Annotated in this window: 10 protein-coding genes; 4 read left to right on the top strand and 6 right to left on the bottom strand. The window is 41.9% G+C overall.

What is annotated here, in order from left to right; genetic code table 11:
- Window position 1 precedes the first annotated feature (1 nt).
- Genes BUB91_RS10315 through BUB91_RS10300 form a run of 4 tightly spaced genes read left to right on the top strand, consistent with a single transcriptional unit; the run spans window position 2 to window position 7,436 of the window.
- Window positions 2-3,358, top strand: a complete 3,357-nt coding sequence (locus tag BUB91_RS10315) for a SusC/RagA family TonB-linked outer membrane protein (RefSeq protein WP_083557907.1) — start codon at window positions 2-4, stop codon at window positions 3,356-3,358.
- A 10-nt stretch (window positions 3,359-3,368) separates the two neighbouring features.
- Complete coding sequence (locus BUB91_RS10310; RefSeq protein WP_073099230.1) at window positions 3,369-4,829, top strand: RagB/SusD family nutrient uptake outer membrane protein; 1,461 nt, start codon at window positions 3,369-3,371, stop codon at window positions 4,827-4,829.
- Window positions 4,816-6,282: a hypothetical protein gene (locus BUB91_RS10305; protein ID WP_073099161.1), complete on the top strand. Its 1,467-nt coding sequence runs from the start codon at window positions 4,816-4,818 to the stop codon at window positions 6,280-6,282. The genes BUB91_RS10310 and BUB91_RS10305 overlap by 14 nt, the downstream gene beginning before the upstream one ends.
- A gap of 17 nt (window positions 6,283-6,299) precedes the next feature.
- Window positions 6,300-7,436 (top strand): cytochrome-c peroxidase, encoded by a 1,137-nt coding sequence (locus BUB91_RS10300; RefSeq protein ID WP_073099160.1) that lies wholly within the window; start codon window positions 6,300-6,302, stop codon window positions 7,434-7,436.
- A 9-nt stretch (window positions 7,437-7,445) separates the two neighbouring features.
- On the opposite strand, the gene BUB91_RS10295 is transcribed toward BUB91_RS10300, so the two are convergent.
- From BUB91_RS10295 to BUB91_RS21025, 6 genes are all read right to left on the bottom strand, one after another.
- A complete protein-coding gene (locus BUB91_RS10295; RefSeq protein ID WP_073099159.1) occupies window positions 7,446-8,708 on the bottom strand; it encodes a YdcF family protein in 1,263 nt (420 codons plus the stop codon).
- Between the two features lie 109 nt (window positions 8,709-8,817).
- Window positions 8,818-10,482 (bottom strand): RagB/SusD family nutrient uptake outer membrane protein, encoded by a 1,665-nt coding sequence (locus BUB91_RS10290; RefSeq protein ID WP_073099158.1) that lies wholly within the window; start codon window positions 10,480-10,482, stop codon window positions 8,818-8,820.
- A gap of 11 nt (window positions 10,483-10,493) precedes the next feature.
- Window positions 10,494-13,643 carry a SusC/RagA family TonB-linked outer membrane protein gene (locus BUB91_RS10285; RefSeq protein WP_073099157.1) on the bottom strand — a complete coding sequence of 1,050 codons (3,150 nt, stop codon included), beginning with the start codon at window positions 13,641-13,643 and terminating at the stop codon, window positions 10,494-10,496.
- 576 nt (window positions 13,644-14,219) lie between these two features.
- The gene (locus BUB91_RS10280) at window positions 14,220-14,888 is read right to left on the bottom strand and encodes a response regulator transcription factor (RefSeq protein WP_241652596.1); all 669 of its coding nucleotides are present in this window, start codon (window positions 14,886-14,888) and stop codon (window positions 14,220-14,222) included.
- On the bottom strand, window positions 14,885-16,540 hold the full coding sequence (locus tag BUB91_RS10275) for a tetratricopeptide repeat-containing sensor histidine kinase (RefSeq protein WP_073099155.1): 1,656 nt from the start codon (window positions 16,538-16,540) through the stop codon (window positions 14,885-14,887). Before BUB91_RS10275 ends, BUB91_RS10280 begins: the two co-directional genes overlap by 4 nt.
- A 24-nt stretch (window positions 16,541-16,564) precedes the next feature.
- Entirely contained in the window at window positions 16,565-16,732 is a 168-nt protein-coding gene (locus BUB91_RS21025; protein WP_164917853.1) for a hypothetical protein, read from the bottom strand.
- Window positions 16,733-16,745: the final 13 nt, after the last annotated feature.

The following is a 16,745-nucleotide window of genomic DNA, read 5'->3' as shown; positions in this document are numbered from 1 at the left end:
GATGATAAAAACTATACTACGGGTATGGACCCCGCCGTACCGAATGTTCTTTTTTGGAATGCTTTTGATTAGTCTTTCCGCAACGCTTCAAGCACAAAAAATAAAGATTAAAGCAGCACAGGTTCCTCAAAGCCTGGAGCAACTGATAGCTTTGGTAGAGGCGCAAACTGATTACCGTTTTGTGTATAATACCAGTAAGATTGCTTTAAATACCAGCCTGCAAACAACAGGTGCAGACGCAGAACTTACTCAATTATTAGATGCTGTTTTTTCAAAATTACCCTACCGGTATACGATAAAAGGGAAGCAGATTATCCTATTAGAACAAAAATCGGCTGCACACAACCAAGAGCAAAGCCGAATGATTACCGGGACAGTACAGGATATTTATGGCAATCCCTTGCCGGGCGCTACGCTTACGGTTGTAAATACCCGAAAAGGAGTACTGACTGATGCAGCGGGAGGTTTTAAATACTTGGTTCAGGCGGCAGATATTTCTGCAACGCAGCTGGAAGTAAAATACCTTGGGATGCAGGAGCAGGTAATTACATTAGGAGATCGAAGTATGCTGAATATCCAACTTGAGGAAACACAAAATGAACTGGATCAGGTGGTGATTACCTCTTCTTATGGAACTCAAAAACTGCGGGAAGAAGTGGTAGGAAGTATTGTAACCGTGACCGATGAAGAAATACCCGTAGAGCAGGCTTCAGAAAGCATCGATAAAATGCTGGAAGGGCAGGTAGCCGGCGTACTCGTAGAAAATACTTCGGGCGTGGGTGAACCGGTGCGTATCGATATTCGCGGGCAGGGTTCGTTGACTCCGCTTAACAATTCCTTACTGGGAACGTCTACCCAACCGCTCATTATTATTGACGGCGTGATTATGACGGAAGAAACCGGGATCGACAATGCGTTTTTTGATGGAGGAGGAGTTGCCGGTGAGACGTTTACCAATCCGTTAGCTAAAATAGCACCGGGAGATATAGAAAGCATTAACGTGTTAAAAGATGCCGCAGCAGTGGGTATCTACGGAGCCGATGGAGCTAATGGGGTAATCATCATTACCACCAAAACCGGAAAAAAAGGTAAGACACGTTTCAATTTCTCTACGCAGTTGGGACTTTCTGAAGCGATCAATCAAATACAGTATTTGAGCGGCCCGCAATACACCCAATTGCGTAATGCGTTTTTACGCAATACCGGGGGAGCCTTACTTCCGGAGAATGGTGTAAATACCAATTGGTTTGACCTCTTAAACACTACCGGGGTGTATACTAAATACAACCTGAGTGCTTCGGGAGCTTCAGAGCGCTTTAATTACCGGGCCAGCGTCACCTATCTGGATATCGATGAGCCGCAAATGGGTAATGAGAATAAACAGGTCAATGCCAATATCAATTTGGGGTATGATTTGGGGAAGTTAGACTTCCGCTTATCCCTTTCTCCCAGCTATCAGCAACGCACACAACCCAATATCTATTATGGGTATGCTTTTGTACCGCGCTTGAGTCCGTATAACGAAGACGGTTCTTTTGCTTTACTTGGTGTAAACACCGTGGCCAACCCGCTGGCTGCAATTGCACAAAACCGAAACGACAATACTGGTTACGGACTTCTGGGAAGTTTTAATATCAAGTATCAGGTTACCGATGGTTTAAAAGTTTCTTCGCTCTTTGGTTTAGATTATAAAGATAAAGAGCAAGACCGGTATTTTTCCGGTGCCAATGAAAGCGGAAGAAGCAATGGAACGTTTGTGCTCGATGGGGAAAGCTATCCGCGTTGGGGACGCCGTTTGCTTAACGAACGCAACAGTACCCGCTGGAACTGGCAAACTCAGGTGTTTTATGAAAAACAATGGGGCGATCACGGTTTTGATGTGTTGGGTGGACTCGAACTGAGTGAGGAGCAAACCGATCTGGATTATGCTTCCGGAACCGGTTTTATCAATCCTGACAGCATTAATGCGGTTGCCGATGCGTTGCAAGATGATGATCCGGATACCGTTGTAGATGAGCGTTTTGACAATCAAACTTACCGTACCGACATCAATAACAACTCACGCGTTTCGTTTTACGGGCAGTTGAATTATGATTATAAAGGGAAGTATTTCTTCTTAGCCAACTTCCGAAGAGATGAGAGCTCAGTTTTTGGGAACGACAGCAATGTAGCCTACAACGGGGGTGCCGGTTTGAGTTGGGTGTTATCAAAAGAAAACTTTTTGAGTGAAACCACTTGGTTAGACTTTTTAAGACTGCGCACCAGCTACGGAAGCACGGGGAACTCGCGTATTGGTTCGTATCGTGCTTTAGGCTTGTACAACCGCCGCATCAACTCGGGATACAATGGCCTGACGGAAGCAAACCCGAGTGCAGCCCCCAATCCTAATTTGAGTTGGGAGCGTAACAACAAGTACAATGCAGGGCTTGATATCAACCTGTTTGGGCGTTTACAGCTTACAGCAGAATACTACTACGACGATCTTAAGGATCTAATCACCTCCCGGGATATTCCTTCGGAAAACGGATACAGCAGTCTTCAACTCAATGCTGCCCAGATGTACAACACCGGGCTGGAGTTTAGTGCTCGTGTGCAATGGGTAAAGAGCAAGAAGTTTAAATGGAATACCAGCTTCAATATTGCTACGCTCAAGAGTGAGGTAACCAATCTGGTAGGACTGGGCAGTGATTACTCTACCGCAGCACGTGCTCTTGCACAGCGCATAGGCTACAGTACATCAACCATCTGGGGCTTAGATTGGGTAGGTATCGATCCGGCAACGGGAAGAGATATGATTCAGTATAATGATCAGGTTTATGACCTTGCGACCTATCGCTCGTTATATACCGAAGCCAACTGGCAACCCATTGGAGACAGTCAGCCGGATGCTTATGGAGGATTCAGCACCAGTTTTCAATTTGGGAACAGTTTGAGCCTGAGTGTGAGAGGATCGTACCAAATAGGCGGGGAGTACCTGGCCGATTACCAACTGATCTCCCAATACAACTTTACCACGAGTAGAAACCTTTCGGTAAATGCGTATGACTATTGGAGAGGTCCCGGAGATACTGCAGCCTTACAGCCTTTAGTGAGCAATACCAATCCTATAGCCGCTAACATGAGTAAATATTTGTACGACGCTACGTTTATCAAACTGAGCAATATCAACCTGACCTATACTATACCGGTGCGTACACTGAAGGTTCCGTTAGACCAACTTTCAGTATTTCTCGATGTATCTAATGTAGCCTATTGGTATAAAGACAAATCGCCGGCGGGACGTAATGGGATTCGCGAATTCCGTTTTACCTATCCGCAGGCACGCACGATTTCACTAGGGGTTAAAACCAGCTTTTAAACACATGATGATGAAAAAAAATAGATATACTACGAGTCTTATGCTCCTCCTGTTACTGCAATTAGGTTGTAGTGACTTTATAGAACAACAACCGGGAAGTCAGATTTCTATTGGGGAGCAGTTGTCTACCCGTGAGGGGATGCTGGAAGCCGTTGCAGGGATGTACTCTTCGATGGAAAACACGCTGCGTTTTGAACAGTATACCGTATATGCCGATCTGCAAGGAGGAAATTTGAAATTCTCACCGGATGCTTCGGGAAGCAATCAAGGGGCGCTAAGCGTACCCCCTAATGTGCAGCAGGTGTATAATTTTAACGACACCGCTTTAGAAAGTGAGATGGAATCCTTTTACGACAACAGTTATGCGGCGATCTCCGCTGCTAACTTGTTGTTAGAATATATCGACACGGTAGCCTATTTGAGCGCTACAGACCGGGACGCTATTGCTGCCGAAGCCCTGAGTGTACGGGCGATGATGCACTTTGCCTTATTGCAGGTGTATGCACAGAATATCAACTATCCGGAAGCCAATACGCCGGGGATCGTCTATAAAACCGAAACCCTGCAGGAAGCCTTAGATTATGCACCGCGTTTGGGATTGCAGGAGACCTATACTGCTATTACCGCCGATCTGGAACAGGCGCTAAGCCTATTTCCTGATGCCCCTGTTTTAGAAGGTCCCGCGTACTCGTATTTTAGAGCGATGAGTGCCGAAGCTTTGCTGGCACGCATCTATCTGGCACAAGGCGCCTGGGAAAATGCGTATACCCACGCCACGCAGGTGATCGCTACTTCGGGCGTGACGCTTACGCCTAACGAGGCCTATCTGGAGTCTTGGGAAGAACCTTTGCAGCCGGTTTCTGAGATCTTGTTAGAGCTTTCAGTTTCTGTAGATGCCGATGGAGCTATTGGTGGAAGTAGGGCTGCACAGTATGGGTATAGCAGTGCGAATACCTATGCCGATTATGTGGCTTCTCAAGATCTGCTTGATCTTTATGCTCCTGAAGACATACGTGGTGATCTTTTTGTGGTTCAGGAGTTAGCGACTTTAGAAAACGAGCAATTGGTGAACCAACTTTATTATTTCACCGGAAAGTTTCAGGGGAATCCCGGGAATCCGCTGTTGCGCTTGAGTGAGCAATACCTGATTGCAGCAGAAGCCGCTTACCAGTTGAATAATACCGATGCAGCCCTGAACAACCTGAATGCGATACGCGAGCGTGCAGGCTTGCAAGCCTTAGTACAAACAGAAAATCTTGAAGAAGAATTGTTCTTAGAGCGCAGACGCGAACTCGCTTTTGAGAATCACTTGTTTTTTGACGTTAAACGTATGGGACGCGATGTGAATCGTAATGACGGCTGTCTGGCTACCACCTGTAGTCTAGACTACCCATCCAACTATTTTGTGCTGCCTATTCCTCAAAGTAATATTAATCTCAATGCAAACTTGATACAAAATGAAGGCTACTAAACTACTATTTCTATTGGCATTGAGCCTTATTTTAGGATGTACTGACGATGAGTTGAGCAATCAGCAAAATCAGGACATCCCGGCTTCTTTACGCTTTAACTTTTTGGTCAACAGCAATGATGAACCTTTGGAATACCCAGAGCTTAGTGGTAGTGCCTTGCCGGTAGCTACTTATGAAAATAGGTCTTTACGCACGCTAAAGATTCCTGTGGTATTAAGCGCCCGAGGGCTTGACGAAACGATAACGGCAACCTATAGTGTAAATAGTGGTTTGCCTGATACAGCCTATGAGGTGCAACCCGAAGAATTGAGCTTTACGGCAGCACAAGCTACCGATACGATCGAGGTGCGCTTTAACCAGCGTTGGACCGCCCGGGAGACGCTAGACTTTAGCCTTACCGGTGTTTCGGATCCTAGTATTCAGTTGGGTGCTTTGAACGATGCTACTGTAGGTGATCACTTTGAAGTGACCTTGGGCGAGGTTAACACTACTTACCAACTGAATATGAGCAGAATTGATCTGTCAGGAACTGTAGGTGAAACGGTAGATTTCCGTGTAGAATTTCCCAATGGGTATATTGAAGACGAAGTAGATGAAGCGGCGATCTTCAGCTTCTTAAATGGGTTTGAGTATACCTTAGCACGTACCGGGCAGGGAAGTGATTATATCAGCTATAGGTTGACCCTAAACGAAGATTTGAGCGCTGCAGATGTCAATTTTCAGACCATTATAACCTTACAACAGCAACCAGCATATAACATTTCGGGTAATGCAAATCTTTTAGTGATCAAACCCATACAAACCGATCGTGATCTGGCAACCAATCCGGCGTCTCATTTTTACGATACGAGCAATCCGTTCTATCTGGTACGTGGCGAAAACTGGATAGACCATGATAATGATGGCGCGTGCAGCTGGAGGTCCTGGACTGCCTTTGCGGTACCGGTTGAGGTAGCTGCAGACCATCCAAATGCAATTTTGGGTTCTGACAACGCTACACCAGATCCTGCTGCTGATGTGTATTACGATGCCTACCGTATCGGTTTCAGTTCATCATTGGCAGGTAGAACGACCAACCCGTTCAACTTGCAACGTTGGTTTGCTAATGAAGCAACCGATGCTTCCGCATCACCGGGCTTTAATATTGAGGCGGCTATTGAATTTTATCCGGAAGGAGGAACCAGTACTACCCAAGGAAGTGTTGCTGTGATTCCTCAGTTTTTAACGATCTCTAACAGAGATGGCGAACTATTTGAATTGGCGATCTCAGGAAGTGGAAGCTACCGTCAGGTTGCTGAAACGCTCTGGGAGATGAAGTTTGAATTGCGGGTAACCAATGATGCGTTGTATGGCGGAACCGTCACCTCAGAATATTACATCTACAACGACCGGGGTTATGAAGATCCTGCAGACTTACCTGATAATTCGTGCGTAGAAGAGATCACCCTTTAATTCTTAAATCTTTGATTATGCAAAAGCTATCTATACTGTGTCTCGCGCTGCTTCTTTTGAATTCCTGTAAGGAAACTGAGAAAGGAGAATATACCGCTATCGCCCAACTCCGTATGGTATATGCCACTGGAGAACCGGAAACCTGGCCTGCACCCCATTTAGATAGCAGCATCACCAACTTTAAAGAAATAGGGCATTTGGAGGAGGTTTCTTTTCCTGAGGACAACCCATATTCTAAAGAAAAAGCAGACTTGGGCAAAAAATTGTTCTTTGATCCCAGATTGTCGGTGAGCGGACAAATAGCTTGTGCTTCTTGTCACAATTCTGAATTAGCCTGGACCGATAATATTACCCGTTCTTTTGGTCATGACCGCAAGACGGGTAAGCGTAATGCGATGACCATTATGAATGCTGCTTTTGCGCACGAATTGTTCTGGGATGGGCGTGCCAGCAGTCTGGAAGAACAGGCGCGTTTTCCTATAGCAGATCCTGTAGAAATGAACGAACAGCTTAATCTGGCTGTAGATAAGATTGCTGAAGTAGCTGGCTACAAACCTTTGTTTAAGGAAGCTTTTGGAAAGGATACCATCTCTTTAGAATTTATTCAAAAAGCTATAGCTACCTTTGAACGTACGCTAATTAGCCGTACCAGTAAGTTTGACCGCTTCATCGATGGCAGACCAGACCAATTCTCTGATGAAGAAGTGCTGGGTCTGCATTTATTTAGAACTAAAGCACGCTGTATCAATTGTCATAACAGCGGTTATTTTAGCGACAATCAATACCATAATGACGGGCAGGTGTTGTTTGGAACTAAAGATGAAGATTTTGGTCGGTTTCACGTTACCGGTGATACGGCAGATATCGGTAAGTTTAGGACACCTACATTGCGTGAAGTAGCTCGTACAGGTCCTTGGATGCATAACGGTCACTTTCCGTCTTTACGGGATGTGATTGAATTTTACAATTTGGGAAATCCACAAGTTGTTCAGAAACGTTACTTAGGAACTCCACGAGATTCCTTAATTCCGGAAGTGTCGCCGTTGCTTCAAAAGTTAGGTCTTACACGCGATGAAATGAATGCTCTGGAAGCTTTTTTAAAGACCTTATCTTCTGGAGATACGCGTATACATGCACCCCAATTACCAGAGTAAATACACTATTTAAGGATCTAAAGGCTCTAACGGATTTTGCTGTAAGGCTTTTAGTTGCGGTAAGAACTCTAGAGTTGTAGCATCTATACGTTTTAAAATACGAGCAGGAGCATATCCCAGCTCTTCTTTACAACGTTCTATAAAACGCTGGTCTCCGGTGTAGGCACTGTGCGAATTATTAGTGACTACAAGAGCCTTTTGCTTCACAGGCATAGCATAGGTGATCATAAGGCGGGCTGCATTTCTCAAGTTTGTGGTTGTATGCCGGGCGTGGGGTTCAATAATGATATGATCTTCGGGGATTTGATAGTAATTTATGAGTTCTTTTTTCATTTCAATAGCCTCAGCATAATCAGCACGAAACGGGTGTGCGTGTCCTCCTGAAACGATAATAAACGGAGCAAGCTTTTGGTGGTATTTTAAAACACCCAGTTGTAAATTTAGTTTTCCCACTGCCGAGAGTCGGTCTCTGTAGTTTTCGGGACCGTTACCCAGTACCAGAATACTGGCATACGGATATGCATCAAAGTCGGTATACTTAACGTGAGCAGCAGCCTTTGCATTTTCTTTTAAGATTAGCGGCTCATAACGGCTTGCTTCGTCTCGGTGATTCATATACAGTAAGGCTAGCGCATAGTTGAGGCTGTTCTCAAAAAACAGCGCAGGTTTATCAGTCTCCTGCTGTACAAACCGGTCGCTCCACATCCATAATGCAGCTTTGTAATAAGAAGAAGAAACATCATAAGAGACAGAGTCTATGGTGGCATATTGTGGCGCTTCACCCAGCCCATATACTTTTAAGTTGTGATTGATACCTGCTGCACATAATTTCCAACAGGCTTCCAGATAATTTGCGTCTGAAAGTTCTTTATACGCTTCATAAGCTCCCGAAGGTCTAAGATTGGTTTCTATAAAGTTTTGCAGTAAGGCAGATTGCTGAACCAAGTTTTTCAGTTCGTTACCAATTTTAGAAATTTCCTTTTGAGAAAGGATATATGTTTTTACCAGCAACGCCGGATTTTCTTTGTGCTTTTGTAAAGATTCCGCCAGGGCTTTATCTTGGTATTGTTTAAAGGCCTTGAGAACCGTATTGGTTGTCAAGAGTTGCTTTACAGCTTCATCATTCTGAATAGCAGTAAAAAGATAGAAATTCTTATCCTGAAGCAGATTACCCGATTGGGAGGCTTTAAAACTGGGGTCGTATCCCTTTTGCGCCTTGATTTGTAAAGTTGTGAAACAGATGATTGCCAGTGTAACAACAAACGTTTTCATATTCATATCATTAAAAAGAGGTTAAAGAAGTCAGTTATAGAAATCCGGAACGGGATTACCCACTCCAAAAATCTATTCATTTCTTCTTTAACCCCTTGATTAAAAAAACTTAGTATCCTGCATTTTGCGTAATGAGACCTTCCGGGCTACTGTCTATGTAGCGTTGAGGAATAGGCCAGTACTCATGCGTACCTTTAATAAAATTAGCATTGGTTAAATGCGTTCGGCGTGTTTTTTCAACTTCCAGATAGGCATTGATTACTTCTTCAGCTTGTCCCCAGCGTACCAGGTTGAAGAACCGATGCCCTTCCATAGCTAATTCTAAACGGGTTTCTAAATGAACCGCTTCACGCGCAGCATCTTTATTAATCCAGCTCGTGTCATAAGTAGCAATACTATAGTTTGCAGCATCTTCAGAACCGTCTAGTGTTTTAACCGTTTCGGTATTTGCAGCACGGGTTCTAATCTGATTCACCAAAGTTCTTGCTTCTTCAAGTTTATCTAATTCCACAGCAGCTTCAGCTCTCCACAATACCACTTCAGCATAGCGAATGATGTAATAATTTAAAGCGTTCACATACGGCCATGTATTAACAAAAGCAGAAGAATTAGCTGAAACAATACGCTTCTTAGGAGCCAGAGGGCCATATGTAGCTAAATCACGAGCCCAGCTTGCTTCATAAAGAATATCTAAATCTTTATAAGGAATACCGGGACGTCCTACCGTAATGTCTAAACGAGGATCTACGTTATCTGCATCTGTCAAGTTGATGTTATTCTCAACCGGTAAACCGCTGGCATCTGTTTTAAACGTATTGATGAGGTTTTGTGAAGGACGGTGAAAACCATACTGTGAGTAGAACGGTCCGCCTGGTGCAGTTAAACGATCTCCAATGCTTCCGTTATAGTTATCAGGTTGACCATCATTCACGGTATGTTGAACCGCAAAAATCACTTCTTTACTGTTGTCATTTTCCGGTAAAAACACATCCTGAAAATCATCTAGAAGTCCGTACTGACTATTGATAACTTCTGTGCTGTTATCATAAACTTTTTGCCATTCCTGCTGAAATAAATAACACTTCGTCAAATACGCTTTAGCGGCAACTTTAGTAGGTCTTCCCAATTCGGTTTGCGTGTCGGGTAAGCCCTCATAAGCTGTTTGAAAATTCTCTTCAATTTTAGTCCATAACTCTTCAGAGGTAAACTCTGTATTTGATTTAGCATAATCTGCAACAGTCAGTGCAGCTTCATCAATATACGGGATGTGGTTGTATATTTTTTTAAGTTCAAAGTAATAATGTCCGCGTAAAAAGTTAAGCTCTGCGTGGCGTTGTACTTTAAGTTCCGGATCAAAATCTTCTGATGCATTGAGGAGTTTAATCGCTTCGTTGCTGCGTTTTACCCCTTCGTAGAGTGCCATCCACTTGCGTTCTACATCAAGGACACTGGCATTGGTATTGAATATTTCCATCTGGTGAATGTTGTTATTATCACCAGTACCGCCGCCACCTTTATACGCATCGTCAGATACCACATCTCCAAAGCTCCAGTTAGAAGCCGGTGAGTTGTACGCATTACTTGCACCGTCAAATTGACCGTTAAGTACACTATAGGCAGCGATGATAGCACGTTCTACATTTTCAGCTTTTGTCATTTCTGACGGAGCTACTTCACCATATGTGGTTTCATCCAGGTAGTCATTAGAACACGACAGGCTGTTAGCCGCAAGAGCAAGAATAAGTATATATTGAGTTATTTTAGTACGTTTCATAAAAATCGTTTTTAAAATGTTGCGTTGATTCCTAAGGTGAATGTGCGAGATGGAGGGTAAATTCCGCGGTCAACACCAATATCTAAATTCCGGTTGCTTGACGAGTAGTTTTGTAAGCCTATTTGTGGATTCATCCCGCTATAGTTAGTAAGGGTGAATAAATTTGTAGCCTGCCCAAACACTCTTAGTTTGATATCTAATAAATCTTCTGGCTCAAAGGTGTAGCCTATCTGCATATTTTGCAGTTTGAAGTACGAACCATCTTCTACATAATAGGATGAAGGTCTGATGTTGTTATTAGGATCATCAAGCGATAATCTAGGAATAGAAGACCCTGTGTTTTCTGGAGTCCACGCATTTAAAACAGCACTGTCTTTGTTATAAGCAGCCTGATTGAAGAATTGCGTCTTGTATTTGGTTAGATTGTATAAATCGTTACCAAAGCTTCCGTTAAAGAACATCCCCAGGTCAAAGTTCTTATACGTGAAATTTAAGTTCAGCCCCAGCAGTACATCCGGGTGCGGAGAACCTATAAACGTACGGTCATCACTGTCAACAACTCCATCGCCGTTAACATCTTCAAAGCGTAGATCTCCCGGTTGCGCATTAGGTTGAAGTCCGTAATCTAAAACCTCCTGTTCGCTTTGAAAGATTCCGGAAGCAACATGCCCGTAAAAAGAACCGATAGCCTGACCTACAGCGCTTCTGGATACTTCCTGATCAAAGTTTACACTGTGTAAACTAGAGCTTGGTATTCCTAAATAAGAAACGCTGTTTAACTGGCTAAGCTCATTTTTATAAGCCGTTAGGTTTAAAGCAAGGTTGTACCCAAAGTCTCCCTGCTTGTCCGCATAGGAAAGGTCTAATTCAAAACCGTGGTTTTTCATTTCACCATCATTAATCCATTGACCGTCATTGGTGCCGCCATAGGTTAACGGAATGATGTTGTAAACCAGAATATTTTCGGTTTTCTTATCAAAATATTCAGCAGTTACTTGCAGTTTATTATTGAAAAAACCAAGGTCAACCCCAAAGGTGGTTTGTGTTGAAGTCTCCCATTCCAGATCAGCATTAGCAACGCGAGTTTGGGTAAGACCGGTGCCAACGTTGTTCTGGCCACCACCAATTCCATAATCAGAATTCGCATTGTTGTTTCTGTAGCTATCTACGGTAGAGTAGGAAGGTACTTGCTGGTTGCCTGTTTGCCCCCAGCTACCGCGAATCAAGAACGAAGAGAACGAATCACCAAAGTCAAAGAAGTCTTCCCGGTCTAAACGCCACCCTGCAGAAAATGCAGGAAAGGTACCCCAGTTGTTGTTAGCAAGCTTAGAAGTCCCATCACGACGTACTGTAGCGGTGAATAAATACTTCTGATCGTAGTCGTATTTCAACTGACCAAAATAAGAGTTTAGGGCCCACTCATTTGCAGATCCTGAATTCAACTGATTTTCTGTTCCAAAACTCAAATAACGAAAGTTAGGATCTTCATACAAGAAGTTTTGACGCGAGGCATCAAAGCCTTCGTAATAATATTTAATAGCTTCCTGACCTACTAAGACTTCCAGATTGTTTAAATCTATTTTCTTAGAATAGTTAAGCGTGTTAGTCCAGGTTAACTGGTAATTAAAGCTGTTACTGGTACTCAAAGAATTTACGAGATTTTGAGATAAAATTTCGTCATATATAGGAGAAAAGCTACGTCTGTTATTCGCTTGATAATCTAAGCCTAAAGAAGTACGAGCTGTAAAATCACTAATAGCGACTTCTGCAAAAACATTACCTAAAGCCTGAATACTTTTTTGCTTATTGTCTTTAGAGCGGTTAAGGCTACCTAAGGGGTTAGAAATGTCATTGATAGGATTGCCTCCATAATTACCATTGATGTCTTTAATAGGAACTATAGAAGGAAATTGTAATGCATTGTAAACAATAGAACCTAAGGAACTGTTTGTACCTACTGAAACGCGCTCTTTGTATGAAGCGGTAAAGTTTTCACCCACAGTAATAATGTCCATAATTTTATAGCTTGAATTGAATCGCGCTGAAACCCGCTCAAAGCCGGTATCTTTAATGATACCTTCCTGATTAAAATAACCAATAGAAAAAGCGTGTTGTGCTTTCTCATCGCCTTTAGACATCGAGATGTTGTAAGATTGTACCGGTGCCGTTTGCATAATAGCATCTATCCAATCTACGTTACCGCTTGGTATAGTCTGATCTGCATCAAGCCATTGTGGAATAACCGGATTGTCAGGGTCGTTACCATAAACATCACTTGCTGGTGTTTGACCGTCATTTTTAAAAGCCTGCCATAACGCATCACCATATTGCTGAGCATTTAACATGCTGGGAAGGTTGAAAGAAGACTGTACCCCGTAATAGGCATCCAGACTGATGGCATAACTTCCATTTTTGCTTCCTTTTTTAGTAGTAATTACAACGACACCATTTGCCGCACGAGAACCGTATATAGAAGAAGATGCGGCATCTTTAAGCACCTGTATGGTTTCAATATCTAAAGGATTAATTCCGTTCAGTCCGTTTGAAACCGGTACCCCGTCAATAACAACTAAAGGATCGTTGTTGTTGATCGTACCAAAACCACGCACACGGATAGATGTACCTCCACCAGGACTGTTATCGCTCATGATTTGTACCCCCGGAAGTCTTCCTTCAAGCATTTCTGTTACGTCAGAAGTGGGGATGGCAGTAATTTCTTCAGGGTTTATAGAAGCAATAGATCCTGTTACATTTCGTCTGGATTGCTCACCATATCCAGTAATCACCACTTCATCAAGCGCATTGTCGTCTTGTTGAAGTTGAACGCTAATGGCATCTAAAGATGTAACAGTTAGTGTTTGTGTTTTAAAACCTACATACGAGATTTTAAGTTCTACAGGAAGCTCAGAAACGCTTAATTCAAAGTTTCCGTCAAAATCTGTAGAGGCGCCGTTAGTGGTATTTGCTTGCATAACAGAAGCTCCGGGTAAGGGCATTCCGGTATTGTCTACGATGGTTCCGGTTAAGGTTTGTTGTACAGTTTCGTCGGCTAAGGTTGTAGTAGCCTGAGAACTGTAAGAGAAAAGTAAAACAGCGAGTGCTACCAGAATTTTAGGTACACGCACTTGTAATGTAAAATAATTGAGTATTTTGTTATTCATCAGAATTAAACTATGGATTTGTACTGTAGTTTTATTTAAAGACCCCGTTTCTGCTGCAACAGAAACGGGCTTTAAGTTTTGGGCTAATTCAAAATTCTATCGTATAAGCGGTATTTTAAAGATTAAACAGCATTGCTGATGCAAAAGAACTGTTTATAGAATGGATAGACTTTAACTGAATATTATCTAAAACTTAAGAAGTAAAAGGTTTTACTAAAAAAATTAACCTTGTGTTCACATGCTTAAGCTTATATGATAACTTAAGCTACAACAACTGTTGATTATTTTTTATTAGATGATTATCTGGAGGACCAGCTCGTAGCGGTATAATTAGGTGTTTTGCACACTAATTTTTATCTACTGCAAACGAAGAGCTTAAAACTGGAAACTGAGAAATAAAAAGGTGTGATTTCTCTCTTAGTAAGGAATAATATTAGTTACAGGGTTAAAAAATCTCCTATTGATTCTTCGATTAGAGTAAGATTTATAGGTATGTTTTTTCAGCTTTCATTTTTGAAAGTGAATTTGGAATTGTACCTATTTTAATTGCTAACTGAAAAAAAATCAAGACTAAAATTATATAAGTCCCAGGTCTTTGGCGTTTGAGATGAGGTGTACAGCATTGTTGGCTTTAAACTGAATGCGTAATCTATTGATGCGTTTTTCTATAGAGCTGATGCCATTTGGAGAAATGTCATGTTCTTTAAAATAATCACTTACTTCTTTATTAGAGAGTCCGATAGAAAGCTTTTTAAGAAGTACAAAGTCATAATCTTCAATATCCAGGCTGTGTCTTTTTTCGAGGGCTTTGGCGACCTGATGTGAGATGTAAGGTTTGTCGTTAGTTATAGCATCTAGTGCAGCAGATAAATGTTTAAGACTTTGACGACTTTTAAATACATAAGCATTGATGTTGAGGTCTTCAAATAGAAAACGGATTCGTTGCAGGCGCTCTTCCATCGAAAAAACAATGATGTTCAAGTCTTTTTGATATTTGCGTACAGCAGTGATGAGTTCGTCACCACTTTTTAGTTTTTGGGTACGGTGATCTTCTTTAAACGAAAGGTCTGAAATTAAAAGATCAAAGGGATCCCCATCATTCATAGCTCTTAAAAACTTGAGATAAGCATCATCACAATACTCGGAGATCACAACTTCCTGAGCTCCTAATCTTTTTACTTCTTCTTCAATGTTGCGGGTATTCCAACCCAAATCTTCAGCGATTAAAACCTTTTTAAACATCATATTACTATTTGAACTTTAAACCCTTTGTTAGATTCTGATTCAAAATTAATAGTTCCTTTTATTGCCCGAATACGGAATTCCATATTCTGCATACCATTTCCTTTAATTACTGGTCCTCCAATGCCATTATCGCTGTAATTTATGTGTAATTTTTTGCTTCGGGTTTCAAAGGAAAGTAAAATTAAGCCGGCTTCGCTGTGTTTTTTTGCGTTTGTAAGCAGTTCGCCAAGCACCATATAAATGGTGTCTTTTTTTAACTGACTAAACATGGCCCAGTCAACCTGATCCAGATTGCGGGTAAGTATAGAGAGTTGGTCTGTTTTATATGAATTTAAGCGGCTGGTAAGTTGGTCTTTAAAATTTGCTCCCTCGATCAACGGACTATGATCTTTTGATATGTTGCGGGTTTCGATATAAATTTTATCCAGTCGGTCCAGAATATGCTCCGGCACGTTGTTGAGGTTTTGCAATTCAGAAAGCACCTGAAACGTATCGTTAGCCAGACCGTCGTGTACTTTTTTAGAAATAGAAGCTTCGGTCTGCCTTATGGTTTTAAGTAGGCGTGTTTTTTTACGTTGTTGCATCCATATAAAACAGCCTCCACCAATAGCAATAAGCAAACCAATACCGGAAAGATATACGGTATTTATTCGTTTTTGGCGTTCACTTTCCAGCTTTGCTACATGTGTTTTTTGTTGTTCTTGCTCTACGTCGTACTCCATTGCCGCATAGGTATTGCGGTTGGCTTGTTTAATAGCGTTAATGCTATCTCCTAAAACTTTAAATCGTTGTGCCAGCGTATCGCTGTTGAGATTTATAAGTATTCCCAGAGCTTCGTGCTCATATTCGGGGTCTTCAATTTGGTAAGCCAGATCGAGTGCCTGAGAAGCATAGAAAGTAGCGCTGTCTAAATTATCAGCCTGTTCGTGATATAATGCTAGATGCCGGTAGTTAGAAAACAGTCCGTGCGGGTCGTTTAGTTTTCGTCTCAGCCATAGTGATTCTTGAAGATGCACCAGACTGGAATCATTATTAGTCAACAATTCAGTGTATCCCAGATTATCTAAGATATAGGCTTTGAGGTAGTCACTTTGTTCTTTTTTGAGCTGTCTGAGCGCATATTTTAAGGTGTCTGTCGCAGGCGTATACGCCTGTTGTTCTCTAAGTATGTTCGAAATATTTATCATAATCTGTGCGCTGTCTGTTTCGGTTTCTGCGTAAGCCAGACTGCGTTGTTGTAAGGCCAGGCTTTTATCGTAAGCTTTCAGATTTTTATAAAGCAGGCTCAACTGATAGAAAATCCGTTTACGGGTTGCGATTTTAGCTTGTGAAGTATCTTTTTTGGTAAGTTTTAAAGCTTCTACCAATAAGATTTCAGAATCATTATAGGCACCTATATTGAATTTACCGATAGCCAAGAGCTCGAGATCGTAAAGCGCACGGGAGTAATTTTTTTGTTTGAGGTTTTTTTGATAAGCATCTCTGTAATAGCGTATCGCTTCATTATAAGTTGTGGGATTTGTGGGGTTCAGTAAAATCTTGTAATAGCGGGTAGCTGTATTGTCTTTATCAGTTGTCTGCTGTGCTATAATTGGACACTGAATAAATACAGAAAACACTAAAAAGAGGAATGAAAGATGGGTGTTTTTCATTCCTCAAAAATACTATTAAATTAATTAGTTGTTTTGGGTTGTATCTGTAGAAGGTGGTGGCGGAATCATAGGAGGTACTTCACCACAACAGGCTTGTTTTTCAGATAGTTCTTCTTCTATTTTATCTGGATTACAGGCGTAAATAGCCAGAGTAAGGAAAACCGTAAGGCTTATAAAGAGTGTTTTTTTCATTTTGTATGTTTTT

The organism is Leeuwenhoekiella marinoflava DSM 3653 (assembly GCF_900129005.1).
Lineage (GTDB): Bacteria > Bacteroidota > Bacteroidia > Flavobacteriales > Flavobacteriaceae > Leeuwenhoekiella > Leeuwenhoekiella marinoflava.
This window is presented reverse-complemented; position numbering and strand designations above follow the sequence as displayed.

Bases quoted from the DNA above. Each gene is read 5' to 3' on its own strand.
- BUB91_RS10300 (WP_073099160.1), top strand. From the start codon at position 6,300: ATGCAAAAGCTATCTATACTGTGTCTCGCGCTGCTTCTTTTGAATTCC.
- BUB91_RS10315 (WP_083557907.1), top strand. From the start codon at position 2: ATGATAAAAACTATACTACGGGTATGGACCCCGCCGTACCGAATGTTC.
- BUB91_RS10290 (WP_073099158.1), bottom strand. From the start codon at position 10,482: ATGAAACGTACTAAAATAACTCAATATATACTTATTCTTGCTCTTGCG.
- BUB91_RS10295 (WP_073099159.1), bottom strand. From the start codon at position 8,708: ATGAAAACGTTTGTTGTTACACTGGCAATCATCTGTTTCACAACTTTA.
- BUB91_RS10305 (WP_073099161.1), top strand. From the start codon at position 4,816: ATGAAGGCTACTAAACTACTATTTCTATTGGCATTGAGCCTTATTTTA.
- BUB91_RS10310 (WP_073099230.1), top strand. From the start codon at position 3,369: ATGAAAAAAAATAGATATACTACGAGTCTTATGCTCCTCCTGTTACTG.
- BUB91_RS21025 (WP_164917853.1), bottom strand. From the start codon at position 16,732: ATGAAAAAAACACTCTTTATAAGCCTTACGGTTTTCCTTACTCTGGCT.
- BUB91_RS10280 (WP_241652596.1), bottom strand. From the start codon at position 14,888: ATGATGTTTAAAAAGGTTTTAATCGCTGAAGATTTGGGTTGGAATACC.
- BUB91_RS10275 (WP_073099155.1), bottom strand. From the start codon at position 16,540: ATGAAAAACACCCATCTTTCATTCCTCTTTTTAGTGTTTTCTGTATTT.
- BUB91_RS10285 (WP_073099157.1), bottom strand. From the start codon at position 13,643: ATGAATAACAAAATACTCAATTATTTTACATTACAAGTGCGTGTACCT.